Source organism: Brucella pituitosa (genome assembly GCF_003049685.1).
GTDB classification, from domain to species: Bacteria; Pseudomonadota; Alphaproteobacteria; order Rhizobiales; family Rhizobiaceae; genus Brucella; species Brucella pituitosa.
This window is the reverse complement of sequence record NZ_PYSY02000001.1, coordinates 880,367-905,760: the sequence shown is the minus strand read 5'-3', so window position 1 is coordinate 905,760 and position 25,394 is coordinate 880,367. Positions and strand designations below refer to the sequence as shown.

Below are 25,394 nucleotides of genomic sequence, written 5' to 3'. Positions count from 1 at the left end.
ATCTCGCCCGGTTACGTGTCAGTTTCATTTCTCTTTGCCTGTATTCTCGCCAGCCTCGATCAGCGGCCCGGCATCGGAATGAGGGCGCTTATAGACCGGGTCGTACATCGGAGAATGGAGATAGCGATTCAGGGCAAAACGCACAAGCACCCCGACCGCTGCCGCAGCTGGCACTGCCACTAGCATGCCCGTGAAGCCAAACAGAGAACCGAAGGCGAACAGAGCAAACATCAGCCAAACCGGATGCAGACCCACAGACGATCCGACGAGCTTTGGCTGGAGGATGTTTCCTTCAACAAACTGGCCCAGGAAAAACACTGCTGCAACGGCAACGATCATGATCCAATCCGGCCAGAACTGGACCAGTGCAACACCGATCGCGAGCGTCAGACCGACGAAGGAACCGATATAGGGAATGAAGCTGATAAGCCCTGCGAAAAAGCCGATGAGCAGGCCAAAATTAAGCCCCGTCAGGGTCAGGCCGATCGCATAATAGGTGCCGAGAATGAGGCACAAAGTGCCCTGTCCACGGACGAAACCCGCCACTGCCGCATCCATGTCACGCGCAATGCCGCGGACGGTGTAAAGCTGCCTGCGCGGCACCCATGAATCAATGCGATCAACCATGCGATCCCAGTCAAGCAGCATGTAGAATGCAACCACCGGCGTAACGATGAAAAGGCCCGCAATATCAATGAGAGATTTCCCCGAATTCCACAGGGACTGGAGCAGTGTCGAAAGGAAACCAGCACCTTGTTGCAGCAATGTACTGAGATTTTCCTGAATGACGGAGCTATCGATGCCGATATAACGCTTTAACCATTGCGAGTTCTCGTTGGTCATCAGTGCCTGTAGCTGCGAGATATAATCCGGTAGCTTGGAAATGAAATCCGCGAGCTGTGTTGCCAGAATCGGGATGATGATCATCAGCCCTATGACCAGGATCATAAGGAAAACGAGCAAAATGACGATTGTTGAGGCCAGTCTCGACAGACCCAGCCGCTCCAGACGGTCTGCAACAGGATCAAGAAAGTATGCCAGCGCCATGCCGGCCACGAAAGGCAGAAGGACCGGGCTGAAAATCACCAGAAACAGGATGAACACAGCAACGGCGCATGTCCAGAACATGGCCTGGCGACGAATGACTGAGCCCGTAAAGCCGCCGACTTCCACATTGACGTGAATATCGCCATCGCGTGCCACGGCCTCTGACTGCTGTATCGTCTTGCTTGTCGTGTCACGCACCGGCGCTGGTTTCTTGACCATCTTGATCCATTCTCTGCAAAGCTGGGTCCTGAGCCCCAGCTATAATAAAACGATGTTACTTTTCTCGTAAGCGCCGACAGATAAGGATAGTTAGACCGTAGCAAAAAGATTGCAATGTTTATGAGCGAGGAGTTCTCCCTGCATCGACAGGTTACTGCAAATCCACAGTATCGGAAATTTCGGCAGATTCGTGCAGTGTTTTGCGCTTTTCCAGCGTCCCGGCCTTGCAGGACAAGCAATCTCATGTCATTGCGCCGGTAAATAATCCCCACAAGGGGCACAGCCCCGTTTCAGGCCAGTTTCAGGAGCAGGTGATGACCACAGAAAATAACCCCGCCAAGAAAAATGGACTGACTTACGCAGAAGCTGGCGTCGACATCGATGCGGGCAACCTGATGGTCGACAAGATCAAGCCTCTTGTCCGCTCCACGCGCCGTCCCGGTGCCGATGGTGAAATTGGCGGTTTCGGCGGCCTGTTCGATCTCAAGGCTGCAGGCTTTACCGACCCTGTACTCGTCGCAGCCAATGATGGCGTTGGTACCAAGCTCAAAATTGCAATCGATGCAGACAAGCATGACACGGTCGGCATCGACCTCGTGGCGATGTGCGTGAACGATCTCGTCGTCCAGGGTGCGGAGCCACTTTTCTTCCTCGACTATTTCGCAACTGGCAAGCTCTCGCCTGATCAGGGCGTAGCTATCGTCTCCGGTATTGCGGAAGGCTGCCTTCAGGCTGGCTGCGCACTGATCGGTGGTGAAACCGCCGAAATGCCGGGCATGTATCGCGATGGCGATTACGATCTGGCCGGCTTTGCCGTAGGTGCCGCTGAGCGCAATCGTCTGCTGCCGCGTGGCGATATCTCCGAAGGCGACATTATTCTCGGCCTTTCGTCTTCGGGCGTTCATTCCAACGGCTTCTCGCTGGTGCGTCGCATCGTTGAAATGTCCGGCCTTGGCTGGAAGTCTGATGCGCCGTTCAAGGAAGGTGCAACACTGGGCGAAGCTCTGCTGACGCCTACCCGCATCTATGTGAAGCCTCTGCTCGCTGCGATCCGCGCATCGGATGGCATCAAGGCACTGGCGCACATCACTGGCGGCGGCTTCCCGGACAATATTCCGCGCGTCCTGCCGGAAGGCCTTGCCGCTGAAATCAATCTCGATGCAATCGATGTTCCAGCCGTATTCTCCTGGCTTGCCAAGACCGGCGGCGTCGAGCCACTCGAAATGCTGCGCACTTTCAACTGCGGCATCGGCATGATCGCTGTTGTCACGCCTGACAAGGTTGATGAAGTGGTTGCAGCCCTCGCCGCCGAAGGCGAAAATGTCGTTACGCTCGGTCGCATGATCAAGCGCGAAGGCGAAGGCGTCGTCTATCAGGGTACTCTGGCACTATGAGCCGCAAGCGGGTCGTTATTTTCATCTCGGGCGGCGGCTCCAATATGGAGGCGCTGATCCGCGCTGCTCAAACACCCGATTTTCCGGCTGAGATTGTTTCAGTCTTTTCCGACAAGCCAGACGCTGGCGGCCTTGCGAAAGCACAGGCCGCTGGTATCGCAACGCAAGCGTTCACCCGCAAGGATTATGCCTCGAAGGATGCACATGAAGACGCAATCTTTGAAGCACTTGCAGCGCTAAATCCCGATATCATTTGCCTAGCTGGCTATATGCGGCTTCTGTCAGGCAAATTCATTGCACCTTATGAGGGGCGTATCCTCAATATCCACCCTTCCCTGCTACCGCTTTTTCCTGGCCTGCATACGCATCAGCGTGCGCTAGATGCTGGCATGAAGCTTGCTGGCTGCACCGTGCATCTGGTGACGGAAGGTATGGATGAAGGGCCTATTCTGGCACAGGCTGCAGTTCCAATTGTTGACGGCGATACAGAAGACAGTCTCGCTGCTCGCGTGTTGAAAGCCGAACACAAGATCTACGCTCTGGCGCTTAGCAAATTTGCCACCGGCAATACGGAAGCAGGAGTGCCGCAAGATACAATGGTGATCAGCGCCTGATCCTAAACAGGAGATTAGGCGCGACAAATTCATCACACGTGAATTTTTTCGTTAACAAAACTTTAATTCTCGTGAAAATGCCCTAATTCCAGTGCGTAAGGGGACTTGCTTCGGCAACCCTTGAGAGTCGCATGAGCGTCTCTTTCTGTATTGTGTTTTATTAGAGGACAACATCATGTCTCTCCGTTTTTCGACTTCCTTCCTGTCGGCTATGGCCGTCATTTCGGGCATAGCAATTACCGCACCTGCCCTTGCTGCTGACTTCGTGGCGCCTCCTGGCTCAGGCCGCACCCAGCCGCGTTCGGAAGTTGGCACCCTCTCCTGCAATATTTCCCCTGCTATCGGTGTTATCATCGGTAGCCAGCAGGATGTGGATTGTGTGTTCAGCCCTGTTCACGGTCGTGGTCCGGTTGAACATTATACCGGTAACATCACCAAGATTGGCGTTGATGTGGGCTTCATCAATGGCGGTACGATTGCTTGGGCCGTCTGGGCACCAACCGTTCGCCCTGAGGGTGCATTGAAGGGCCGTTATGTCGGCGCATCGGCAAATGCCGCGATTGGCATCGGCGCAGGCACCAACATTCTGACCGGTGGTTCGTGGAAGACGATTTCCCTGCAGCCTATCTCGCTTCAGGGTCAGAAAGGTCTCAACGCAGCCGTTGGCCTTTCCAAGCTCAAGCTGAACTACGCAGGCTAATCAACTTCATAAATACAAAAGCCCGCGCTGAGCATCTGCTCGGCGCGGGCTTTTGATTCATTTCCTTGGCGCGCATCTTATCCGAAAACCGCTTCACACTTTTCGGGATGCGCTTTAAGTGATTTTCTTGATCCAGATCTTCGTGTCGTGAACCGCCAAACCGCCATAAGGGGCGGCAGGTTCGGCCCCGATCAGTGTATTGATCCCCTCGCCACGCTCAAAAGTGGAATTGGGGAAAATACCCTCCGACACCACCACACCGCGTTTTTGACCAGCGCGCAATACGGCATGAAGTACGACTTCACCGCGATGATTGCCGATTTCAATCCGCTCGCCATCAGCAATATCAAGATCTGCCGCGTCATCCGGGTGGATGAGAAGTTCCGGCCTGATTTCCTTGGCAAGCGATGTCGGCGTTTCAGCAAATGTCGAATTCAGGAAATTATGCGCTGGCGACGTTGCAAGGCGGAATGGATGGTCTGCATCCACAGCCTCAATCACGTTCCAGTAGTCTGGAAAGACCGGCATAGATTGATGCGGGCCTTGCAGACCCATAACTTCCGGCGGCTTGTTCGGCGATGGGCTTCCGGTCCAGTCGGGGCGGAAGCGGAATTTGCCGTCCGGCCAATTAAAGCCGTTGATGTAATGCGCTTCCTCGAATGGCGGCTGCAAATCGACAAAGCGCTTTTCCTTCAGCTCGTCGAAATGCGGGAGATCACTATTGGCATTCATATTGTCGATCAGCGTGCGCTCATCGAGGTCAAAGCCGGGCAAATGCGCAACGCCCAATCGCTTTGCGAGTTCGTTAATCACAAAGATGTTCGGCTGCGCCTCCGCAAGCGGTTCAATCAGTTTGGGCCCAAGCACCACATGCTGCTGACCGCCGCCACGATAAATATCGTCATGCTCGAGGAAGGTCGTCGCAGGCAGAACGACATCAGCCATCTTTGCCGTATCCGTCATGAACTGCTCATGCACAGCGACAAACAGGTCTTCACGAGCAAAACCTTCGCGCACCAGACGCTGTTCCGGCGTTACATTCATCGGATTGGTATTCTGGATCAGCATCGCAGTCACAGGCGGACCGCCATAAAGTGCTTCGCTATCGCCCGTCAGGATGCGCCCGATCTTGGACTGATCGAGGAAGCGGATATTCATATCCTGCATCGCGCGACCTTCAATCTCGCGCTTGTCCATCTTGAAGATGCCGGAATTGGAATGAAATGCACCGCCGCCCTCATATAAAAATGCGCCGGTCACACAGGCAATCGATGCGGCTGCATGCATGTTCACCGCACCATTTCGCTGGCGTGTGAAACCATAGCCAAGGCGAAAATAAGTGCGCTTGGTCTTGCCCACCAGATGCGCGAACGCCTCAATCTCTTCGACGCTGAGACCGGTAATTTCAGCAGCCCATTCAGGCGTGCGCGCAGCAAGGTGCGCTTCCAACCCCTTTGGATCGTCAGTATAGCGATCGAGATATTCCCAGTCAGCAAGGCCGTCACGGAACAAAACATGCATGACAGCACAGGCAAAGGCACCATCGGTGCCGGGCTTGAGCACAATACCCATATCCGCCTGCCGCACAGTGGCATTGGCATAAATATCAATGACAACGATCTTGGCGCCGCGATCTTTTCGGGCCCGCACCGCATGGGTCATAACATTGACCTGAGTGGCGGCGGCATTGGTGCCCCATATGACAACCACATCAGCTTTTGCCATCTCGCGCGGGTCTGGACCTGTCAGACTTCCCGTTCCAGCAAAATAGCCGGTCCAAGCCATGTTTGTGCAGAAACTGTCGAACTGGTTTGAATAACGCTTGGCAAAACGCAGTCGATTGATGGAATCACGCTGCACCAGCCCCATCGTGCCCGCATAGTAATAAGGCCAGACGCTCTCACTGCCATATGTCTCTTCGGCTTTGACAAAGCGTTCTGCAATCAGATCGAGCGCTGCGTCCCATGATGCCTGTTTCCACTCGCCGTCACCTTTGCGACCTGCGCGAATAAGCGGATGCTTCAAGCGATCCGGGTGATGCACGCGTTCGGCGTAGCGTGCAACCTTGGCGCAAATCACGCCTGCGGTGTAGCTATTATCCTTTGCACCGCGCACACGGCCAATGGTGTGCTCATCCAGCAGCTCAACGTCGAGCGCGCAAGTGGACGGGCAATCATGCGGACAAGCAGAATGTCCAATTTTGATGTTCGCTTTTGGGGACAGCTGGTTCATGGTGCTTTTTTAGCGCAACCCATCTTCCGCAGAAACGAATTTCTCACGAATTAAGAAGCCTGCGACGAAATATATCTTCAAGCCAGTCGCAGCGTGATCGCGCCCAAAACAATGAGGCCTGCTGCCAGAAAACGCGGCAAACCGACTTTCTCTTTGAGAATGAACACAGATATCAGCACACCAAACAGGATTGCTGTCTCTCGCAGAGCTGCAACCACTGCAATCGGTGCCATCGTCATCGCCCACAGAGCAAGGCCGTAAGAACCCAATGTCCCCAAACCGCCCACGAGCGACGGACGCCAATGGTTGCGAACATAGTTCAGAAAGCGATCCGGCTCGCGATAGAGCGCCCAACCGGCAAGCGGAAAGGCATTTATCAAAAACAGCCACAACGTATAAGATAAAGTATGGCCCGATGCGCGGACACCCACACCGTCGATGATGGTATAGGCTGCGATGAAGCCAGCATTGGCCAAGGCAAGCAGAGCGGTTTTACTGGAAGTGCCACCATTGCGACGCCGCGCTTCAAGCGCCATCGCCAAAACGCCCGAGCAGATCAGCATAACGCCAACCCAGCTACGCCAGCCCATCACTTCGCCAATCAGCGGCGCACTGACCAGCGCCACCAATAAAGGTGGGGTGCCGCGCATGATCGGATAGGCCTCGCTCATGTCGCCCGATTTATAAGCGGCGGCCACCAGCGACATGTAAAAGACCTGAGTGATCGTCGAGAGCCCAATGAATATCCAGCTCGACGGATGCGGCAGCGGCAAAAATGGCAGGAAAAATACAGCGATCAATCCGGCCGCACCAGTTACACTGGCTGCAGCGAAAAACTTGTCACCACTCCCCTTTACGATAGCATTCCAGCTTGCGTGAAGAAACGCGCCACAAAGGACTATCAGCAGAACGCTACCAGACATGCAAAACTCGACTCAGATGAGAGCGGATGATGACGGTTTTATGTCACATTTAACTGAGCACGGATATTGCCGAAAGCGACGAGGCATGAAACAAGCGCGAACATGAATTACCGTCACGCCTATCACGCCGGGAACTTTGCTGATGTCGTCAAGCACGTCATCCTTTCCCGCATTGTTGAATATCTCAAACGCAAGGATCAGGCCTTCCGTGTGATCGATACCCATGCGGGCATCGGTCTTTACGATCTGCGCGGCACTGAAGCCGAGAAAACAGGCGAGTGGACTGGCGGCATCAGTCGTGTGGTGGATGCAATCGAAAAAGGTGACGTTCCACAAGCGGCTATCGAACTGCTTCAGCCCTATCTCGACGCAGTTCGCACGGTGAACAAAGGAAATAAGCTCAAACATTATCCCGGTTCTCCGCTTCTGACGCGGCATCTTCTACGCAAGCAGGATCGTCTTTCAGCGATTGAGCTGCATCCGCAAGATGCCAAAAAGCTGGCAAAGCTGTTTGACGGCGACTATCAGGCGCGCGTCATCGAGCTTGATGGCTGGCTGTCGCTTGGTGCACATATGCCGCCCAAGGAAAAGCGTGGGCTGGTGCTTGTTGATCCGCCTTTTGAAATAGAAGGTGAATTCGATCGCCTCGTGGATGGGCTCGTAAAGGCTTACAAGCGCTTTCCCGGTGGAACCTATGCGTTCTGGTATCCGGTGAAGGACCGCAAAGAGACGGAGCGGTTTTCGAAGCGTCTGCGCGAAACCGAGATTCCCAAGATCATGCGGATCGAACTTGCGATTCGGGCACCGTCACTGGAGCCGCGTCTTGACGGCACCGGAATGATTGTCGTGAACCCGCCATTTACACTGGAAAGTGAGATGCAAATCCTGCTTCCCTGCCTTACCAAGTTGCTTAGCGAGGAAAAGGGAGGCAATTTCAGCATTCAATGGATACGCGGTGAGACGGATCGTACTTGACCGTTTCCAATTGCTGAATGAAACTGCGCCCAGATAAGTTTGGAAAACGAGCTTCATGCTCGAATTGTGAGACAGGAAAAAGACATGCAACGCAAGTTGGATCGCATCGGACAGTTTTCTCGAGCAGCCCTTCTGGCTGCTTCGGTTCTTCCCCTGACGTTCGCTTCCCTGCCCGCAAGCGCTGCCGATTACCTGACTTCGGCACCGACATCTGTCGGCGATGCCGGTCTTTGCAGCCAGCAGGGGGTTTTGCGCAGTGTCGTTGCTGATTTCGGCTATCAGGTGCGCAATGTTCCAAACCTGCCGCAAGTTGGCATTTCCGCGATGAGTGATGTTCGCCTCACCCGCTATGAGCCAAAAAACAATCCGGCGCAGATCGAACGGACCTATTGTAAGGCCACCGCTGTTCTCAGCGACGGTCAGCATCGTTCGGTTTGGTACATGGTAGAAGAAGGCCAGGGCTTTGCTGGCGTTGGCCAGAATGTTGAATTCTGCGTTGACGGCTTCGACCGCTGGTTCGTCTACGACGCAAGCTGCCGCGTCCTGCGCTGATTGTGACCACGATGATGCGCAAACTGGCGGTGCTTTCAACCGCCCTTCTTGCCACCTCTTTTGCAGCGCTACCCGCAATGGCGCAGGACCAGGGCAATAGTCGCCCCGGTGATTTTGATTTCTATGTGCTGTCTCTTTCCTGGTCACCGAGCTATTGTACTCTGGAAGGTCCAAGAGCAAATAAACAGCAATGCGGCACCAGTCGGCCATTCGGTTTTGTGGTCCACGGTCTCTGGCCACAGAACGAGTGGGGCTATCCCGCCAATTGTCAGTTTGACAATACCCGCAGCCGTGGAAGCTTTGTGCCTCGCCAGATTGTTTCAAGCGTTTCCGATATCATGCCCTCAACAGGGCTTGTTGCGCATCAATGGCGCAAACATGGAAGCTGCTCCGGTCTCTCGCAGAACGACTATTTCGCCACAGTTCGCCAAGCCTATCAGCACGTGAACATTCCGCCGAGCCTTCGCAACCTTACTTCGGGTCGGCGCGTCGACCCGATGCTGGTTGAGAAAGCATTTATTGCGGCAAATCCCGACATGAAACCTGACGGCGTGTCTGTATCATGCAAGAGCAACTATCTTCAGGAAGTTCGCATCTGTATGACCAGGGACCTCAAGTTCCGTGCCTGTGAACAGATCAATACCAATGCTTGTCGCAGCCGTTCCGTTATGATGCCAGCGGCTCGTTGAAACCGTCTAACTGCTTGTTTTTTCGCATTATCTTACGCAAAATCGCTTTGCACTTTTGCCGGAAATGTTCGCCGTAGTTTTCACAATCAGGAATGAAGATGACTCAGATCCTCTATTCACCGGCCTCGCCTTACAGTGCGAAGGTGCGTATGGCCGCACAACATGCGGGTATTCCATTTGAGAGCGTGGTGGTTACGACATCTGCCGAGCCGGACGATCTCATCAATGCCAATCCACTCGGCAAGATTCCGACCTTGGTGACGGATGATGGCAAGTCGGTTTTCGACAGCCGCGCGATCATGCAGTATCTCAACCGCATATCGGGCAACAAGCTTTTCCCACGCAATGCTGAAAAGCGCACCGACGCGGAACGTTACGAAGCAATTGCAGACGGCTTGTCGGATGTTCTGCTCGCGCATGTTTACGAGCGCCGTATGCGTCCGGAAGAAAAGGTGCACCAGCCGTGGCTTGATCTGCAATGGCGCAAGGCGGAGCGCGCGCTCGACCTTCTGAACGAAGCCCCGCCTCGCCTTGCTGGCAAGCTTCATGGCGGCCATCTGGCCGTGGCAGCCACACTTGGCTATCTGGGTTTGCGCTTTGAAGGCAAATGGGAACGTGGTCGCCCAAAACTCAAGCGCTGGATAAAGCGCTTTGAAGAACTGCACCCCGAACTTTCAAAGCTCCTGCCCCACGCCTGAAATTTGAATAATAAAAAAAAACCGGGCAGTTTCCTGCCCGGTTTTTTTCTGTTCAATTACGACGTAATTAGAACTTGTAGCCAACGCCAACGCGAATGTCGTGGGTGTCGAGCTTGTTACGGACCGATTCGGTTCCGAGGTCGTAGGTCTTGTTACCGAACTGGGTGTAGCGGTATTCAACGCGACCAAGGATGTTTTCGGTCAGCTTAGCTTCCAGACCGGCACCAGCAGTCCAACCAACGCGGAACTTGCTTTCGTCTTCAATGCCGTTGTCCAGCTTAACCTGTGAGCCAGCAACACCAGCGGTGATGTAAGGCATAACTGGGTTCAGGTCGTAACCAAGACGGCCACGGAGCGAGCCTTCAAAGCCCTGCTTGGCTTCCAGACCATTCTTGGACTTCTTGGCCCAGGAGTAACCTGCATCACCTTCAACACCATATACGAACTGGTCCTGCTGGAAGTTCCAGCCAGCATATGCGCCAGCCTTCATGTCGTCAGGCTTGATCGAGCCGTCGGTGTTGGTCTTTACCTTGTTCCAGCCGTAGCCGAGGTACAGACCGGTGTAACCACCAGCCCAGCTGGACTGTGGAGCCATTTCAACAGGTGCTGGAACAGGAGGCTGTTCCATGATGGCGTCAGCTGCGAAAGCAGTTGCAGAGAACGGCAGCAGCGCAGCCGAGGCGATTACAAGAGACTTAAGAGTGCGCATAGCATTCTCCTTGACTAAAAATTACCTTTAGCGCGGTCCCTTATCGGGTGGGCAACATCTTGGGGAGTAAACCGCCCATGCCGCGCTGACAGGACAGACATATCGAGGGTAAATGCGGCACGATCTGCCCCCTTCTGTGGAGAGAACCTGACGAGAACGTGGCAAAATTACGATGTTGCATTCTCGCAACGCTCCCACCACACACCTATATAGGAATAAGCAGCATCTCTATTCTGTGAACTGAAAGAGCCTCATCCGATTGAAACCACTGAATTTGTTATGTTTTTGTCAGCAGTGAACCGTAAGCCCTTTAATTTTAGCTGCATTTTTTCCGGCAAAATGGCATGAAATGAAGCGATGATTCACGATAAGAAAGTGTTTACCCTGTTGGAAAATCCGGAAACCAACCCGCTTGCAAATTGCCCTGTTCTGGTGACGGGCGGCGCGCGGCGCATAGGAAAGGCCATTGTCGAAGATCTGGCGACACACGGCTTTCCGGTAGCTATTCACTGCAACCGCTCCGTTAATGACGGCGAGGCGCTTGCAGCGCAAATCACTGAGAATGGCGGCAAGGCCTGTGTTGTACAGGCTGATCTCTCAGATGAGAGCGATGTGCGCGGATTGTTGCAACAGGCGGCAGAGCAGCTCGGTCCGATTCGTATGCTCATTAATAATGCATCGCTGTTTGAAGATGATCGCGTTGGCAATCTGGATATGCAGCTTTGGGATCGTCATTTTGCGATTCATTTGAAAACGCCGGTAATTCTTGCCGAAGAAATGGCGAAAGCTCTGCCTGACGATACAGATGGTCTTATTATCAACGTCATCGACCAGCGGGTCTGGAAGCTGAACCCACAGTTCTTTTCCTACACACTTTCCAAGACTGCCCTCTGGAATGCCACAAAAACGCTGGCACAGGCACTGGCACCGCGCATTCGCGTCAATGCCATAGCCCCCGGCCCTACTTTGCCGAGCGAGCGCCAGAATGCAGATGACTTTGAATTGCAGGTTAGCCGTTTGCCTTTGCACCGCGCGCCCGACCTGTCAGAGTTTGGACGCACTGTTCGCTATTTCTGGGAAAGCCGCTCTGTGACCGGCCAGATGATTGCGCTTGATGGTGGGCAGCATCTGGCATGGGAGACCCCGGATATTGCAGGAATTAAGGAATGACCGGACCACGCAAGACCATTGATGATGCCATTTCACACCTGCCGTCGGATGATGAGCAGGATGTGGCTGGTATAATCATGGGCGATGCAGAATCTGATGACGACGATGACGCACTCGAAGAGGCACCAGCCGTTGCCTCTGCGGCCGATTCTATACAGTGGGATTCGTCGGATGGATTGCCGGATACGAAAGGTCTGAGCGGCGCAGACATTATCAATGCCTTCGTCAAACGCTTGCCGAATAATCCGGGCGTCTATCGCATGTTCAACAGCGATGGCGACGTGCTCTATGTCGGCAAGGCACGCAGCCTGAAAAAGCGTGTCTCCAATTATGCGCGTGGAGTCGGCCATTCGAACCGCATCACCCGCATGATTGGTGAGACGGCGACAATGGAATTCGTCGTCACACGCACGGAAACCGAAGCTTTGCTGCTTGAAGCGAATCTTATCAAGCGCTTGCGCCCGCGTTTTAACGTGCTGCTGCGCGACGATAAGTCATTTCCATACATTTTGTTGAGCGGCAATCATCGTGCACCCGGCATTTTCAAGCATCGCGGCGCACGCACGCGCAAGGGGGAGTATTTTGGCCCGTTTGCTTCTGCAGGGGCCGTTGGTCGCACGATCAACGCGCTTCAGCGCGCTTTTCTACTGCGTACATGCACGGATTCTGTGTTTGAAACGCGCACCCGTCCCTGCCTGCTTTATCAAATCAAACGCTGTTCCGGTCCATGCACCCATGAAGTCAGTGACGAGGATTATGCTGAGCTAGTGGGCGAAGCCAAAGCCTTCCTGTCGGGCAAAAGCCAGACTGTGAAGGATCATCTTGCGGCAGCGATGCAGGCAGCTTCTGCAGAGCTCGATTTCGAACATGCTGCGGTTTATCGTGATCGCCTCTCGGCCCTTTCCCATGTGCAATCGCATCAGGGCATCAATCCGCAGACCGTTGAAGAAGCCGATGTCTTTGCCATCCATCAGGAAGGCGGCATGACCTGTATTCAGGTCTTCTTCTTCCGTACCGGGCAAAACTGGGGTAACCGCGCCTATTTCCCAAAAGCGGACAGTTCACTCGGACCTGCGGAAGTGCTCGGCGCGTTCCTGTCGCAGTTTTACGATGACAAACCCTGCCCCAAGCTGGTTCTGCTCTCCGAAAGCGTTGAAGAACAATCGCTTATTGCTGAAGCGCTATCTTCGCGTGCGAACCATCGCGTTCAGGTCAATGTTCCGCAACGCGGAGAAAAGAAAGAGCTGGTCGATCATGCTCTGACCAATGCGCGAGAAGCACTCGGACGCCGACTTGCGGAGACCTCTTCGCAAGCGCGTCTTTTGAAAGGTCTGGCCGAGACCTTTGGCCTTCCACATACGCCGCGCCGCATCGAAGTCTATGATAACTCGCATATCATGGGCACGAATGCGGTTGGTGGTATGATCGTTGCCGGGCCGGAAGGCTTCGTCAAGAATCAGTATCGCAAGTTCAATATCAAATCGACGGACATCACACCGGGCGATGACTTTGGCATGATGCGCGAAGTGATCGAGCGGCGGTTTTCACGTCTCGTCAAGGAACACGGTGAACCGGAGCCTGTGACGGGAACGGAGAGCCCGGAAGCCGTCAACGATGCCTTCCCGGCATGGCCTGACGTTATACTGATTGACGGTGGTCAGGGTCAGGTGGGAGCGGTTCGCCAGATACTCGGGGAATTGGGCATAAGTCATCTGGTGACCGCCATCGGTATCGCCAAGGGTGTGGACCGCGAAGCAGGACGCGAGCGCTTTTTTGTCGAAGGCAAGCAAGCCTTTACGCTGCCGCCGCGCGATCCGGTTCTCTATTTCATCCAGCGCATGCGCGATGAAGCACACCGTTTCGCCATTGGCACACATCGGGCAAGGCGCAAGAAGGAAATGGTCGCGAATCCGCTGGATGAAATTTCGGGAATCGGTCCAACGCGCAAGCGTGCACTTCTCCATCATTTCGGCACGGCAAAAGCGGTATCCAGAGCGGCAATCGAGGATTTAATGCAGATCGATGGCATATCGGAGGCCATGGCAAAGACCATTCACGACCATTTTCATGATCGATGACGTAATTTTGTCCGGGTTTGGGCAACTAATCCTGTAAGGGCGTCATTACGTCCCGACAGAACACATGAGCAGGTGTTGATTTTCTTGGTCATCCCTGATGTTGTGCACCAATAACGAATGCGGCGGTACAATGCGGAAAAATCACTCTCTCTCTTTACCCAATATTCTGACATACGTGAGAATTCTTGCGGTGCCTTTAGTCGCTTTGTGCTTCTTTGTTGAAGGCCGCCTTCATTCCAGTGACTTTGCTCGTTGGAGCGCCTTGGGAATTTTGGTTTTTGCAAGCATCACAGACTTTTTCGACGGATATCTGGCGCGCGCCTGGAAACAAACCTCCACGATTGGACGTATGCTCGACCCAATTGCTGATAAGCTCTTAGTTTCCACCTGTCTTCTTCTGCTTGCAGCCGATCCGGCAAAGACAATCGCTGGCTGGAGCCTGTGGGCTGCGATCATTATCCTTTGCCGCGAAATTCTTGTATCGGGCCTGCGTGAATATCTCGCCGAGTTGAAGGTCAGTGTTCCGGTTTCACAACTTGCCAAGTGGAAAACCACCGCACAGATGGTTGCATTGGCGTTTCTGCTCGCTGGCCCTGCCGGGGAAAAAATCCTGCCTTACACAACCGAAATTGGCATCGTTCTGCTCTGGATTTCCGCGATCCTGACGCTTTACACGGGTTGGGATTATTTCCGCGCAGGCCTCAAACATGTGATGGATTGATCGTCTTGCGCGTAAATCTGATCTACTTCGCCTGGGTGCGTGAAAAAATCGGCAAGGGAGAGGAAGTCATAGAACTTCCTTCCGAAACGATCAGCGTTGGCGCGCTTATCACCCACCTCAAAAGCCTTGGCGATGAATATGAAGCGGCGTTCGAGCATGAAAATGTCATTCGTGCCGCGATCAATCAGGAACATGCCGAGCATGACGAACTGGTCAGAGACGGTAATGAAGTGGCGCTTTTTCCACCCATGACGGGTGGCTGATATAGTCAGAACATGACCAGCCAATCGACCTGCCCCCTTTTCATCAGCATTCGCGATACAGACTTCGATATCGCCGAAGAAATCCGTCAGCTTAGTGAAGGTCGCAATGATATTGGCGCTATAGTCAGCTTCACCGGCCTTTGTCGTGATGAAGGCGGCAAGCTTTCAGCACTTGAGCTGGAACATTACCCCGGAATGGCAGAAGCTGAAATTCGCCGTATCGCTCATGATGCCATTGAGCGCTGGCCTCTGTCTGGCGTTTCCATTATTCACCGTTTTGGATTGATTAAACCCGGCGAAAACATTGTTCTCGTTGTCACAGCATCAGCCCATCGTCAGGCCGCTTTCGAGGCTGCATCGTTCCTGATGGACTTCATGAAAACGGGGGCTCCATTCTGGAAACGTGAGCATCTGATTGAAGGCGGAACCGGCGACTGGGTAGAATCAAAAGCCGAAGACGAACAAAGCCGAGGACGGTGGCAGAGGACCTGAAACCCTCATCTTTTGCGGGCAAGTTGTCGCAGGTAAAACTGTTTTTTACATGGAAAGAATTTCACGCGTTCTATTTAATCGCGAATTAACTATTTAAGCCCCTAAAATATAGGGTATTTTGGATGGTGCGTTACTGCACTGCCACAATTTTCACATGAAGCAGCGTTTATTGTCTGCCTCATGAATCAAGATGTGTACGGGTATGGGATCACTGACACAATCGACCGATTGTGAGTACCACCGAAGACACAAGACAAAAATGCGAGGAACGGAAGTTTCGGATTTGGCAATGCTAAAAGGACTTACGAAAACTCTTTCAATCGTGGCAGCGCTCACTGCAGGCATTGGCGTGCTCGGCGGAGCGGCCATGTTTTTCACGACGTCCATGCCAACTGCCAGCATTGCGGCTGACAAGACAATCAGCGGTAAGGTTGTTTACCGTGAGCGCATCGCTCTGCCGCCGGAAGCGCACCTCATCGTGCAGCTCAATGATGTTTCCCTCGCTGATGCGCCTTCCAAGACCATTGGAGAGACACGAATCGAGGCTCCTCAGGGCTCACCGATTCCATTTGCCATCAATTTCGATACAGACGGGATTGAACCACAGCACACCTATGCTTTGCAGGCCCGCATCGTTGCTGGCGACACGCTCTGGTTTGTGAGTGACGAACGTTACACGATCGACCCAAAGAATCCTGAAGAGCCTGTTGAGCTTAAAGTGGTGATGGTTCGCAAAAGTGCCGATGAGGCCGTAACGATTGGCATCGAGGGCAAGGACTGGCTTGCAGAAGACATTCAGGGCGGCGGCGTCATTGACACTGCACAGACGACGCTGTTGGTAGGCGCTGACGGCACTGTCAGTGGTTCGGGTGGCTGCAATCGCTTTATGAGCAAAGCGGCAATCTCAGGAAGCAGTATTTCGTTTGCCGAAATCGGCTCGACCTATATGCAATGTCCACCTGCGCTGATGAATCAGGAGCGCAAGTTCCTCGATGTTCTTGGAAAAACACGCTCATACAGGATGGACGCGGGAAAACTCGTTCTGATCGATGAGGGCGGCGACGAGCTGGCAAGGCTTGCTCAGAGCCTTTGATTTTCTAAATGCCTACATAAAAAAAGCCCGGTCTCGCGACCGGGCTTTTTCTTGATACCGATATGGTATTAGCCGACGATTTCGGTGCCGGAGAACCAGTAAGCGATTTCTTCAGCTGCAGTTTCAGGAGCGTCCGAACCGTGAACCGAGTTTTCGCCGATCGACAGAGCAAATTCCTTACGGATCGTGCCTGCGTCTGCGTTTGCCGGGTTGGTTGCGCCCATGACTTCACGGTTCTTGGCAATGGCGTTTTCGCCTTCGAGAACCTGAACGATTGTGGGGCCGGAAGACATGAATTCAGTCAGTTCGCCGAAGAAAGGACGTTCTTTGTGAACAGCGTAGAAGCCTTCTGCTTCACGCAGGCTCATCCAGACGCGCTTGGAAGCGACAACGCGCAGACCAGCTTCTTCGAGCTTAGCGGTGATAGCACCGGTCAGGTTGCGGCGGGTCGCATCAGGCTTGATCATGGAGAAGGTACGTTCGATTGCCATTATGACACCTTGTATGATGGAAAATTAGAAAAGTGAGGCTCTATAGCGTTGATAGCCCCGATTGCCAAGGGGGAGCCCCTCCAGCAAACCTCTTATCAGCTTGAGACGGCAGAAAATTGACTGCATAGATGGTGAAATCGATTCACGAGAGTGGTTTGGATTCAAAAGGAATGATTGAAGCCGCTCTGTCTTTTTATTTTTCGCATTTACCTCACGCAAAACCGCTTCGCACTTTTGCTGGAAATGCTTTCGGGGGCAGTCATGGAACAGCACTTTCAAATGTTCGCCTACTATAATCGTTGGGCCAACGAATTGCTCTATTCCGCGGCTGCCGATTTGAGCGATGCTGACTACAGGCTGGACCTGGGATTATTTTTCGGATCAGTGCACCGCACCTTCAACCATTTGCTGGTTACTGATCGTATCTGGATGAAGCGCTTTACTGGCGAAGGTGATCATCCAAATCAGCTTGATGCTATTATCACTGACGATTTCATCAAGCTCCGCGACATGCGAAGGGCCGAAGATGAGCGCATCTGTAAGTATGTTGAAGGCATGAATGCGGAACAGCTCGCTGGTCGCTTCACTTATATGACGGCAACCAATGTTCGCACGATCAGTCAACGAGTCGCACCGGCGCTTGCCCACCTCTTCAACCACCAGACACACCATCGCGGACAAATCCATGCAGCACTAACGCGGCTCAGTGCTGATGCGCCATCGTTGGATCTCATTCAGTTTCAGCGCACCGAAGCGGGCCGCCGCTTCGCCTGATAGTTGATAGTCGATACTTGCGGAAATTTCCGAAGCCGTGCAAAAGCCTTTTCACCATGCTTATTCTTGACGACATCTCCGTACGTATTGCCGGACGCCTTCTGATCGACCACGCCAGTGTAACACTGCCTGCGGGGTCGAAGACGGGTTTTGTCGGGCGTAACGGCACCGGAAAATCCACCTTGTTTCGCGTCATAACCGGTGACCTTGCGTCTGAAACGGGCAGTATTTCTTTACCGAGAAATACGCGCATCGGTCAGGTGGCTCAGGAAGCACCCGGCACAGAAGACGCACTGATCGAAATCGTCATGAAAGCGGACAAGGAGCGAGCAGCGCTTCTTGAAGAAGCTGAGACGGCGGCTGACCCGCATCGCATTGCCGAAATTCATACACGTCTTGCCGATATTAACGCGCATTCCGCAGAAGCGCGTGCCGGCGCAATCCTGTCAGGTCTCGGTTTCAATGCTGAGGCACAGCGCAGACCTGCCTCAGCATTTTCGGGTGGGTGGCGTATGCGCGTGGCTCTGGCTGCCGTGTTGTTTGCGGAACCTGATCTGCTGTTGCTCGATGAGCCGACCAACTATCTCGATCTCGAAGGCGTGCTGTGGCTTGTCGATTATGTGAAGCGTTATCCGCACACAGTCATCATCATCAGCCATGATCGCGATCTGCTGAACTCAGCCACATCTTCGATCATGCATCTTGATCAGAAGAAGATCAGCTTCTGGCGCGGCAACTATGACCAGTTCGAGCGACAGCGGCATGAAATGCTGGAGCTTCAGCAAAAGGCACATGCCAAGCAGGAAGCGCATCGCAAGCATATGGAATCCTTCGTCGAACGATTCCGGGCCAAGGCTACCAAAGCTCGTCAGGCGCAGTCGCGTATGAAGGCTTTGGAAAAGCTCAAACCCATTGAACTTTATGTTGAAAGCAATGTGCAGCCATTCCGCTTCCCGGATGCGGAAAAAAAGACCGCCTCGCCGATTATTGCGCTCGATAACGCCGATGTTGGTTATGTGCCAGGCAAGCCAGTGTTGCGCAATGTCACGCTGCGCATCGACAATGATGATCGCATTGCGCTGCTCGGTTCAAACGGTAACGGCAAGTCGACCCTCGCCAAACTCATAGCCGGACGGTTGCAGCCCGAAAAAGGCAATTTAACCCTTTCACCCAATCTGAAGGTTGCGTTCTTCGCACAACATCAGATGGATGATCTGATCCCCGAGGACAATGCGATTGAGCATGTGCGCAAGCTCATGCCGGGAGAGCTGGAAGCTAAGGTGCGCGCGCGCGTGGCTCAGATGGGGCTTTCAACCGAGAAGATGCTCACACCTGCCAGAGATCTATCCGGTGGCGAGAAGGCACGTCTTCTGATGGGACTTGCGACCTTCCATGGTCCAAACCTGCTGATCCTCGACGAACCGACCAACCACCTCGATATCGACAGTCGCGAAGAGCTCGTACACGCACTCAACGCATTTAACGGTGCAGTGATCCTGATCGCCCACGATCGTCACCTGATCGAAGCGACCATGGACCGTCTGTGGCTTGTGCGCGAAGGTGGCGTGAAAGCATTCGACGGCGATCTGGACGAATATCGTCAGATCGTTCTGGCCGACGCCAAGGGCGAACAGCTTTCTGAGCGTGACGAAGGCCCAAAGGTCAACAAGGCAGAACAGCGTAAACTCGCTGCTCAGAAGCGCGAAACATTGGCGCCATTGCTCAAAAAGATCAAGGAAACCGAGAGCTTGATGCAGAAACTGCAGAAACAGATTCAGGGTTTCACTTCGCAGCTGGAAGATCCCGTTCTCTATGAAAAGGAACCGCAGAAAGCGATCCGGATCAACAAAGAGATGAGCGATGCAAAATCAGCGCTCGCAGAGGCAGAAGACAAATGGCTGGAAATGTCTTCTGAATATGAAGAAGCAATGGCTGATTAGAGCGCGTTTCGATCTGATTGAATCAGATCGGCGCTCTAAATATTTGTTTTAACGCGCATCTTTGTCCGAAAACCGTTTCACACTTTTCGGGATGCGCTCTAAACTTGCGGGCGGCGAATGCGCGTCCGCATCAGCGCATAGACGCCGAGCACACCCAGAATGAGACCAATCGTTGTATAGGTCTCGTCTGCTTCTTCGGCACCGCGCCTCAAAACAAGATCGATTTTCGACAGTTGTAGGCCGTCCGTATTGCCCTGAACCGCGCGGAATGCGTAGGTTCCGGATAAAACCGGATCGATATCGCCCGCACTCTGACGCAGCACGCTGCCATCCTGCGGACGATCCGTATTGATTGAACTGCTTGTCGATGCAAAGTCGAGACCTTGCGACAAGACAGGCATGCCATTGCGGCTAACGGCAAGCGTTACAGCCGAACGACGCTCAGCTGGCACATAGCCCGGCAACGGCACCGCATCGAGAAAAATACGCACAGGCGCATCGCTTGCCGTAAGCGGGATTTCCTGCGTGATAAAGCCACTCTGGCGGCTTTCAAGGATCGGCCAGCGACCAATCTCATCGCCAGTGAAATGGCGCACATACCAGGGATAACCGAGTGCGAGACCGAAGCCCGCAACAATCATTGCGACGAAAATAGCTCGCATCAGGCTTTGCGCTCCCAGCGACGATCTGTTGTCTGTTGCCAGTAAGTCAAATCGTGGTTCTCCGTCTTGAAGGCTTTCCACTGTGCCCGTGCATGGTCGAGTTGATCCTGATCATGCCCGTCAAACATGACGACCAGTCGCTCATATTCCCCTGCCTGCTCAAGTGCCGCACCTTCCACCAGAAAGCGAACCGTCGCTCCATTGGGATTGGCTTCCGATGTGGTCAGCAATACAGGCTGCTGCTCAGGGTACGGCTCCTTATCCGTGCCGTGTGCAACGAAAGATGTGTCGGAAAAAGTCCATAGCAGGTTATCGAGCGCATCACGCCGTTCATCGCTCACCGCCTGTATAGTCACACGCCAGCCGCGTCCAAGTGAACGCTCGACAAGCCCCGGCAGAGCTTCATCCAGTGTCGATTCTGTCAGGTGGTAAAAGAGAATTTCAGCCATGCGCTCTCTTTAAAGCATTTGAGCCAAAAGTGCGAAGCAGTTTTGCGTGAGGCAAATGCGTCAAAACAAATGGATAGAGCATTCGTTATACCAAGGCGGCTCAAGATACTAACGCATCACGCCTTGATAAAGTTCAAGCACCACTCGGGCTTAACCAAGGTCCAATGAGTTTCACTCAATGAACTTTGGTATTAAAGCATGTCGCGGAAAAGTGGGGACCGGTTTTCCGTTAACGACATGCGTAAAAACAAAGACCTAAAGCGCATCGTCTGGGCATGATAAAATGCGACGCGCTTTAGGCCAAGAAAGTGATTCACTTTCCTGGCCCAACTTGTTGTTCCTGAATCAGATTCAGCTTTCGAAATTATCGCGAACGAGACGGTCGAGAAGTCGAACACCATAGCCCGAAGCCCATGACTGGCTATATTCGTTCGTTGGCGAACCCATGGCTGTTCCGGCGACATCGAGATGCGCCCAAGGTGTGTCGCCAACAAAACGCTTGAGGAACTGCGCCGCCGTGATCGAACCTGCATAACGGCCCGAGCTGTTTTTCATGTCGGCAAATTTGGAATCGATCATCTTGTCGTATTCCTTGCCCAGCGGCATGCGCCACAACTTTTCACCCGTTGCCTGACCTGCTTCATAAAGCTGATCTGCGAGTTCATCATCGTTCGAGAACAAACCTGCGTGATGTGTGCCGAGCGCCACCATGATAGCGCCAGTCAGGGTTGCAAGGTTGATCATGAACTTCGGTTTGAAGCGATCATTGGTGTAGTAGAGCGCATCGGCCAACACGAGGCGGCCTTCGGCATCGGTATTGATCACTTCGATAGTCTGTCCAGACATCGATGTCACGATATCACCCGGACGCTGTGCATTGCCGTCAGGCATATTTTCAACAAGACCGATCACGCCGATTGCGTTGACCTTGGCTTTACGGCCTGCAAGAGCGCGCATCAAACCTGTAACGGCTGCAGCGCCGCCCATGTCGCCTTTCATTTCTTCCATGCCAGCAGCAGGCTTGATAGAGATACCGCCGGTATCGAACACCACGCCCTTACCGACAAAAGCGACAGGCTTTTCCTTGGCCTTGGCACCCTGCCACTCCATGATGACGAGACGCGGCGGACGCACAGACCCTTGCGAAACGCCCAGAAGCGAGCCCATGCCGAGCTTCTTCATTTCTTTTTCGCCGAGAACTTCGACTTTCACACCAAGCTTCTCAAGCTTTTCAGCTTCTTCAGCGAACTCGACAGGACCGAGAATGTTGGCTGGCTCATTGACGAGATCGCGTGCTTTTAACACACCATCGGCCACGGCTTCAGCGGCTTCAAGAGCTCTTTTGGCACTGTGTACGTCTGCGGTATGAATATTGATCTTGGCTGCGTGCTTCGGCTCGCCGTTTTCTTCACTCTTGCGTGTCTTATAGCGATTGAACTCGTATGAACGAAGAATCATGCCCAGAGCCACATCGCCCGCTTCGTCGCCAGCAATCGTGGTTTCAGGCAGAGCCAGCGTCAGCGTTGCGCGTTCGGATTTGCCGATTCGCGAGAAAGCTGCGCCACCGATCTTGATCCAGTCGTCATTGCCAAGTTCGCCGGGCTCACCCACACCCACCAACACGATCTTATCTATACCGCCTTGAGAAGTTTCAATTGCTTCCGCAGTTTTGCCCAAAGCACCCGTAAAACCTGAGATTTCGGCGATGCGAGCAATCTTTTCGGCTCCGCCAACCGCCTGCCCCGCTTCTTCTGCGAAGCCTCCACCCTTGGCAACGAGAACAATGCTTACGCCTTTTTGCGGTGCTGAAAATTCACTGAACGAAATGGAAGGACGTTTCGACATAACAACTCCAAACAGAGGTCGGACCATGAGATGACACGATTGTGTCGCGACTTTTTCTTACTCATGTGAGACGAATATGGCGAAACGGCAAGTCCGCCGCATCATGAAAATCAGTTTTACGTTAACTTCGGTGACAACTTGCCAAGCTCCGTTTCGGTCCCCACCTATGTTCGGCAAAAACAGGTTGCAACAGCCCGCTCTCTCCATTTAGAGAAGCTTGCGCTAGCTTCGGCTGGAAATCTTTAGTAATCTGTTAACCTAATTTCTTTGGCTAATTTTAGCCAAGTGCAATTAGACTGAATTTTCATTTACGAGCATTGTTTCTTCAGGGACAGGCTCCTTCAACGGAACCGGGATGTAAACTCCGCCTATGAAATTGATCGAGTTGTACATCCTGCGCCGCGTGGCGATCATGTTCTTTGCGGTGCTGGGCGCTGCAGTGGGCATCACGTGGACTGTGCAGGTGCTGCAACGCGTCGACTTCCTCACCACAAGCGGTCAGTCCATTCAGACTATTATCCAGTTCAGCTCCCTCCTGATCCCTTCCGCAATTCCACTGGTCATGCCATTCGCGCTGATCATTGCAATTACGCAGACGCTCTCGACGATGAACCAGGATTCCGAGCTCGTGGTTATCAACGCATCCGGTGCGCCACGCAGCGCAGTAATGCGTCCGATACTTATGCTCGCAGCCATTATCTCGGTGGTTTCCTTTCTCGTAGCGAACTATGTCGATCCATATGCCCGCATGAATATGCGCGCGATGATCGCAAATGCGAGTGCGGATTTGCTCAATGTCGTTGTGCAGGAAGGCAGCTTTCGCAAACTTGCAGATAATCTCTATATCCAGATCGCCGAGCGCCGCGCCGATGGCAGCATCGGTGGCCTATTCATTGCCGATTCCCGCGACCCTTCGCTTGACCTGATTTATTATGCCGCCGATGGCAACATCGCCAGCACGCCAGCGGGTGACATGCTGCTGATGAAAGACGGCGAAGTTCAGCGTCGCGATGTTTCGGACGGCACCGTTTCGATCATCAAGTTCAATTCCTATGCCTTCGATCTCAGCCAGTTTACCTCTGCTGGAGACGATTTCGTCATCTATGCTAAAGATCGCCCACTTAACTATCTGCTCAACCCAGACCCGAACGATCCAATTCTGCAAACGCGACCATTGCGCTATAAGGCTGAATTGCATCGTCGTTTGACGGAATGGCTCTATCCGGTTGTTTTTGCGATGATTGCGCTGGCCTTTGCCGGTGACTCCCGATCCCATCGTGAAGCGCGCGTATCCGCATCATTTTCAGCAATCAGCACAGCGCTGCTTGTCTATTGGGCCGGATATTTTTCTGCCGACCGCGCTGATAAGGACGAAACTTATATCGTCATCATGTATCTCGTCCCGCTCAGTGTAATCCTGCTGGCTGGATATGCCCTTGTCACGAGCCGACGTATCGGAATTCCAGACAAATGGAATGACCGTATTCTTGACGGTCTCGACCGTCTGAGAAGACGTGTGTCTGGCACTTATAACCGCTTGCTTGGACGATTCCGCGGAGATGCGGGAGGTCGCGCATGATCGGCTGGACGCTTGGGCGCTATTTCTTTGCACGTTATGTGCAGATAACATTCTATTTCCTTTTTGGCATCTTTGCGCTGGCGCTTCTTCTCGATTTTACCGAGAATGCAAGCAAGCTCGCTAACCTGCCCGGCTATACCGTATGGGCAGCACTTGGCCTTTCTGCCATGCGTGTTCCCTTCATCATGCAGCAGATGATTCCCTTTGTTGCGCTATTCTCGGCAATGGCGACACTCATTTCGCTTAATCGCAAATATGAGCTGGTCGTTGCGCGCTCAGTCGGCGTTTCTGCCTGGCAATTCCTGCTGCCTGCTTGCTTTGGCGCATTGCTGTTTGGTCTGGCAACGATCTTTATTCTCAATCCTTTTGCCGCTTATGGTTTTTCGAAAGCTGACGAGATCGCTTCCAACTGGAAGAATGGCAAAGTGACGGATGTTTCTGCGCTGCGTGATCCGTGGTTGCGCCAGAAAACCGATGAAGGCGAGACCATCATTGGTGCCAAAAACATTCTTGACCGTGGCGCAACACTTGCTGATGCCACGTTCATCCAGTTCGATGACAAGAAGAAAATCAAGGACCGTTATGACGCTCGCACTGCGAAACTCATGGATGGTCATTGGAAACTAACTGACGTCACACGATTCTCGCGTGGTGAGGAACCGCGCAAACTGGAGAGCATCAATATTCCAACGCAGTTGCGTCCGGAATATGTGGAAGAAAAGCTCGCCTCCCCTGATACAATTCCGTTCACGCAGCTCCGTCACAAGATCGAAGTTGCGCGTTCGTTTGGCTATTCGGCAAACGCATTTGATATGCAATACCAGTCACTTCTGGCATTGCCTGCATTGCTGATGGCCATGACTCTCATTGCTGCAACAGTGTCCCTGAAATTTGTGCGCTTTGGTCAGTCCGGCGCGATGATTCTGGGTGGCGTTGTTGCTGGCTTCATGCTTTATGTCGTTTCGGTGCTGGTGAAGGCATTCGGGAATGCGGGATTCGTTCCGCCATTCGTCGCTGCTTGGGTTCCGGTTGTTATTGCAACATTTTTTGGTATCTCCTTTTTGTTGCATAAGGAGGATGGTTAG

General features: G+C 53.3%; 26 protein-coding genes. 18 read left to right on the top strand and 8 right to left on the bottom strand.

Annotated elements, in window-relative coordinates; all coding sequences use genetic code 11:
• Positions 1-24: 24 nt before the first annotated feature.
• Entirely contained in the window at positions 25-1,266 is a 1,242-nt protein-coding gene (locus C9380_RS04365) for an AI-2E family transporter (RefSeq protein ID WP_024897381.1), read from the bottom strand.
• Positions 1,267-1,580: 314 nt separating this feature from the next.
• Here C9380_RS04365 and purM point away from each other — a divergent pair, with 314 nt between their 5' ends.
• The 3 genes from purM (at position 1,581) to C9380_RS04350 (ending at position 3,974) form a co-directional block, all read left to right on the top strand.
• The gene (gene purM, locus C9380_RS04360; protein WP_128093061.1) at positions 1,581-2,660 is read left to right on the top strand and encodes a phosphoribosylformylglycinamidine cyclo-ligase; all 1,080 of its coding nucleotides are present in this window, start codon (positions 1,581-1,583) and stop codon (positions 2,658-2,660) included.
• The gene (gene purN, locus C9380_RS04355; protein ID WP_128093060.1) at positions 2,657-3,274 is read left to right on the top strand and encodes a phosphoribosylglycinamide formyltransferase; all 618 of its coding nucleotides are present in this window, start codon (positions 2,657-2,659) and stop codon (positions 3,272-3,274) included. Before purM ends, purN begins: the two co-directional genes overlap by 4 nt.
• Before the next feature lie 175 nt (positions 3,275-3,449).
• Entirely contained in the window at positions 3,450-3,974 is a 525-nt protein-coding gene (locus C9380_RS04350) for a DUF992 domain-containing protein (RefSeq protein WP_128093059.1), read from the top strand.
• Between the two features lie 114 nt (positions 3,975-4,088).
• Here C9380_RS04350 and C9380_RS04345 read toward each other — a convergent pair whose 3' ends face one another.
• On the bottom strand, positions 4,089-6,206 hold the full coding sequence (locus C9380_RS04345) for a molybdopterin oxidoreductase family protein (RefSeq protein WP_128093058.1): 2,118 nt from the start codon (positions 6,204-6,206) through the stop codon (positions 4,089-4,091).
• Positions 6,207-6,283: 77 nt separating this feature from the next.
• A complete protein-coding gene (locus C9380_RS04340) occupies positions 6,284-7,129 on the bottom strand; it encodes a DMT family transporter (RefSeq protein WP_128093057.1) in 846 nt (281 codons plus the stop codon).
• Between the two features lie 102 nt (positions 7,130-7,231).
• Between C9380_RS04340 and C9380_RS04335 the strand changes: the two genes are divergently transcribed.
• From C9380_RS04335 to C9380_RS04320, 4 genes are all read left to right on the top strand, one after another.
• On the top strand, positions 7,232-8,104 hold the full coding sequence (locus C9380_RS04335; RefSeq protein ID WP_128093056.1) for a 23S rRNA (adenine(2030)-N(6))-methyltransferase RlmJ: 873 nt from the start codon (positions 7,232-7,234) through the stop codon (positions 8,102-8,104).
• Positions 8,105-8,188: 84 nt separating this feature from the next.
• The gene (locus C9380_RS04330; protein ID WP_111786884.1) at positions 8,189-8,656 is read left to right on the top strand and encodes a phage portal protein; all 468 of its coding nucleotides are present in this window, start codon (positions 8,189-8,191) and stop codon (positions 8,654-8,656) included.
• Between the two features lie 11 nt (positions 8,657-8,667).
• Complete coding sequence (locus C9380_RS04325) at positions 8,668-9,345, top strand: ribonuclease T2 family protein (protein ID WP_128093055.1); 678 nt, start codon at positions 8,668-8,670, stop codon at positions 9,343-9,345.
• A gap of 98 nt (positions 9,346-9,443) precedes the next feature.
• On the top strand, positions 9,444-10,043 hold the full coding sequence (locus tag C9380_RS04320; protein ID WP_128093054.1) for a glutathione S-transferase: 600 nt from the start codon (positions 9,444-9,446) through the stop codon (positions 10,041-10,043).
• Between the two features lie 67 nt (positions 10,044-10,110).
• Here C9380_RS04320 and omp25 read toward each other — a convergent pair whose 3' ends face one another.
• Complete coding sequence (gene omp25 / locus C9380_RS04315) at positions 10,111-10,752, bottom strand: outer membrane protein Omp25 (protein ID WP_024897371.1); 642 nt, start codon at positions 10,750-10,752, stop codon at positions 10,111-10,113.
• A gap of 357 nt (positions 10,753-11,109) precedes the next feature.
• Here omp25 and C9380_RS04310 point away from each other — a divergent pair, with 357 nt between their 5' ends.
• The 6 genes from C9380_RS04310 (at position 11,110) to C9380_RS04285 (ending at position 16,569) form a co-directional block, all read left to right on the top strand.
• The gene (locus tag C9380_RS04310; RefSeq protein WP_128093053.1) at positions 11,110-11,922 is read left to right on the top strand and encodes an SDR family oxidoreductase; all 813 of its coding nucleotides are present in this window, start codon (positions 11,110-11,112) and stop codon (positions 11,920-11,922) included.
• Positions 11,919-14,000 (top strand): excinuclease ABC subunit UvrC, encoded by a 2,082-nt coding sequence (uvrC, locus tag C9380_RS04305; RefSeq protein WP_100559357.1) that lies wholly within the window; start codon positions 11,919-11,921, stop codon positions 13,998-14,000. The genes C9380_RS04310 and uvrC overlap by 4 nt, the downstream gene beginning before the upstream one ends.
• Before the next feature lie 130 nt (positions 14,001-14,130).
• Positions 14,131-14,721: a CDP-diacylglycerol--glycerol-3-phosphate 3-phosphatidyltransferase gene (gene pgsA / locus C9380_RS04300; RefSeq protein ID WP_128093052.1), complete on the top strand. Its 591-nt coding sequence runs from the start codon at positions 14,131-14,133 to the stop codon at positions 14,719-14,721.
• A gap of 5 nt (positions 14,722-14,726) precedes the next feature.
• On the top strand, positions 14,727-14,984 hold the full coding sequence (moaD, locus tag C9380_RS04295) for a molybdopterin converting factor subunit 1 (protein ID WP_128093051.1): 258 nt from the start codon (positions 14,727-14,729) through the stop codon (positions 14,982-14,984).
• Positions 14,985-14,996: 12 nt separating this feature from the next.
• Positions 14,997-15,476 (top strand): molybdenum cofactor biosynthesis protein MoaE, encoded by a 480-nt coding sequence (locus C9380_RS04290; RefSeq protein ID WP_128093050.1) that lies wholly within the window; start codon positions 14,997-14,999, stop codon positions 15,474-15,476.
• A 289-nt stretch (positions 15,477-15,765) separates the two neighbouring features.
• On the top strand, positions 15,766-16,569 hold the full coding sequence (locus C9380_RS04285; protein ID WP_128093049.1) for a YbaY family lipoprotein: 804 nt from the start codon (positions 15,766-15,768) through the stop codon (positions 16,567-16,569).
• A gap of 68 nt (positions 16,570-16,637) precedes the next feature.
• On the opposite strand, the gene ndk is transcribed toward C9380_RS04285, so the two are convergent.
• Complete coding sequence (gene ndk, locus C9380_RS04280; protein WP_007874342.1) at positions 16,638-17,060, bottom strand: nucleoside-diphosphate kinase; 423 nt, start codon at positions 17,058-17,060, stop codon at positions 16,638-16,640.
• Positions 17,061-17,321: 261 nt separating this feature from the next.
• Between ndk and C9380_RS04275 the strand changes: the two genes are divergently transcribed.
• Positions 17,322-17,834, top strand: coding sequence for a DinB family protein (locus C9380_RS04275; RefSeq protein WP_024897364.1), 513 nt, complete (start codon positions 17,322-17,324; stop codon positions 17,832-17,834).
• A gap of 56 nt (positions 17,835-17,890) precedes the next feature.
• On the top strand, positions 17,891-19,774 hold the full coding sequence (locus C9380_RS04270; RefSeq protein ID WP_128093048.1) for an ABC-F family ATP-binding cassette domain-containing protein: 1,884 nt from the start codon (positions 17,891-17,893) through the stop codon (positions 19,772-19,774).
• 98 nt (positions 19,775-19,872) lie between these two features.
• On the opposite strand, the gene bspB is transcribed toward C9380_RS04270, so the two are convergent.
• Both bspB and C9380_RS04260 read right to left on the bottom strand, forming a co-directional pair.
• Positions 19,873-20,436, bottom strand: a complete 564-nt coding sequence (bspB, locus tag C9380_RS04265) for a type IV secretion system effector BspB (protein ID WP_111786877.1) — start codon at positions 20,434-20,436, stop codon at positions 19,873-19,875.
• Positions 20,436-20,885 carry a DNA polymerase III subunit chi gene (locus C9380_RS04260; RefSeq protein ID WP_128093047.1) on the bottom strand — a complete coding sequence of 150 codons (450 nt, stop codon included), beginning with the start codon at positions 20,883-20,885 and terminating at the stop codon, positions 20,436-20,438. Before C9380_RS04260 ends, bspB begins: the two co-directional genes overlap by 1 nt.
• A gap of 198 nt (positions 20,886-21,083) precedes the next feature.
• On the opposite strand from C9380_RS04260, the gene tilS reads away from it, so the two are divergent.
• On the top strand, positions 21,084-21,164 hold the full coding sequence (tilS, locus tag C9380_RS28460) for a tRNA lysidine(34) synthetase TilS (protein ID WP_084486790.1): 81 nt from the start codon (positions 21,084-21,086) through the stop codon (positions 21,162-21,164).
• Between the two features lie 72 nt (positions 21,165-21,236).
• Here tilS and C9380_RS04250 read toward each other — a convergent pair whose 3' ends face one another.
• Positions 21,237-22,730: a leucyl aminopeptidase gene (locus C9380_RS04250; protein WP_024897360.1), complete on the bottom strand. Its 1,494-nt coding sequence runs from the start codon at positions 22,728-22,730 to the stop codon at positions 21,237-21,239.
• A gap of 370 nt (positions 22,731-23,100) precedes the next feature.
• On the opposite strand from C9380_RS04250, the gene lptF reads away from it, so the two are divergent.
• Both lptF and lptG read left to right on the top strand, forming a co-directional pair.
• A complete protein-coding gene (gene lptF, locus C9380_RS04245; RefSeq protein ID WP_128093046.1) occupies positions 23,101-24,309 on the top strand; it encodes an LPS export ABC transporter permease LptF in 1,209 nt (402 codons plus the stop codon).
• Positions 24,306-25,394, top strand: a complete 1,089-nt coding sequence (lptG, locus tag C9380_RS04240) for an LPS export ABC transporter permease LptG (RefSeq protein ID WP_128093045.1) — start codon at positions 24,306-24,308, stop codon at positions 25,392-25,394. The genes lptF and lptG overlap by 4 nt, the downstream gene beginning before the upstream one ends.

Coding starts and splice junctions, on each gene's coding strand:
- C9380_RS04365 (WP_024897381.1), bottom strand. CDS start 1,266: ATGGTCAAGAAACCAGCGCCGGTGCGTGACACGACAAGCAAGACGATA.
- purM (WP_128093061.1), top strand. CDS start 1,581: ATGACCACAGAAAATAACCCCGCCAAGAAAAATGGACTGACTTACGCA.
- purN (WP_128093060.1), top strand. CDS start 2,657: ATGAGCCGCAAGCGGGTCGTTATTTTCATCTCGGGCGGCGGCTCCAAT.
- C9380_RS04350 (WP_128093059.1), top strand. CDS start 3,450: ATGTCTCTCCGTTTTTCGACTTCCTTCCTGTCGGCTATGGCCGTCATT.
- C9380_RS04345 (WP_128093058.1), bottom strand. CDS start 6,206: ATGAACCAGCTGTCCCCAAAAGCGAACATCAAAATTGGACATTCTGCT.
- C9380_RS04340 (WP_128093057.1), bottom strand. CDS start 7,129: ATGTCTGGTAGCGTTCTGCTGATAGTCCTTTGTGGCGCGTTTCTTCAC.
- C9380_RS04335 (WP_128093056.1), top strand. CDS start 7,232: ATGAATTACCGTCACGCCTATCACGCCGGGAACTTTGCTGATGTCGTC.
- C9380_RS04330 (WP_111786884.1), top strand. CDS start 8,189: ATGCAACGCAAGTTGGATCGCATCGGACAGTTTTCTCGAGCAGCCCTT.
- C9380_RS04325 (WP_128093055.1), top strand. CDS start 8,668: ATGATGCGCAAACTGGCGGTGCTTTCAACCGCCCTTCTTGCCACCTCT.
- C9380_RS04320 (WP_128093054.1), top strand. CDS start 9,444: ATGACTCAGATCCTCTATTCACCGGCCTCGCCTTACAGTGCGAAGGTG.
- omp25 (WP_024897371.1), bottom strand. CDS start 10,752: ATGCGCACTCTTAAGTCTCTTGTAATCGCCTCGGCTGCGCTGCTGCCG.
- C9380_RS04310 (WP_128093053.1), top strand. CDS start 11,110: ATGATTCACGATAAGAAAGTGTTTACCCTGTTGGAAAATCCGGAAACC.
- uvrC (WP_100559357.1), top strand. CDS start 11,919: ATGACCGGACCACGCAAGACCATTGATGATGCCATTTCACACCTGCCG.
- pgsA (WP_128093052.1), top strand. CDS start 14,131: ATGCGGAAAAATCACTCTCTCTCTTTACCCAATATTCTGACATACGTG.
- C9380_RS04290 (WP_128093050.1), top strand. CDS start 14,997: ATGACCAGCCAATCGACCTGCCCCCTTTTCATCAGCATTCGCGATACA.
- C9380_RS04285 (WP_128093049.1), top strand. CDS start 15,766: ATGCTAAAAGGACTTACGAAAACTCTTTCAATCGTGGCAGCGCTCACT.
- ndk (WP_007874342.1), bottom strand. CDS start 17,060: ATGGCAATCGAACGTACCTTCTCCATGATCAAGCCTGATGCGACCCGC.
- C9380_RS04275 (WP_024897364.1), top strand. CDS start 17,322: ATGGAACAGCACTTTCAAATGTTCGCCTACTATAATCGTTGGGCCAAC.
- C9380_RS04270 (WP_128093048.1), top strand. CDS start 17,891: ATGCTTATTCTTGACGACATCTCCGTACGTATTGCCGGACGCCTTCTG.
- bspB (WP_111786877.1), bottom strand. CDS start 20,436: ATGCGAGCTATTTTCGTCGCAATGATTGTTGCGGGCTTCGGTCTCGCA.
- C9380_RS04260 (WP_128093047.1), bottom strand. CDS start 20,885: ATGGCTGAAATTCTCTTTTACCACCTGACAGAATCGACACTGGATGAA.
- tilS (WP_084486790.1), top strand. CDS start 21,084: ATGTCGCGGAAAAGTGGGGACCGGTTTTCCGTTAACGACATGCGTAAA.
- C9380_RS04250 (WP_024897360.1), bottom strand. CDS start 22,730: ATGTCGAAACGTCCTTCCATTTCGTTCAGTGAATTTTCAGCACCGCAA.
- lptF (WP_128093046.1), top strand. CDS start 23,101: ATGAAATTGATCGAGTTGTACATCCTGCGCCGCGTGGCGATCATGTTC.
- lptG (WP_128093045.1), top strand. CDS start 24,306: ATGATCGGCTGGACGCTTGGGCGCTATTTCTTTGCACGTTATGTGCAG.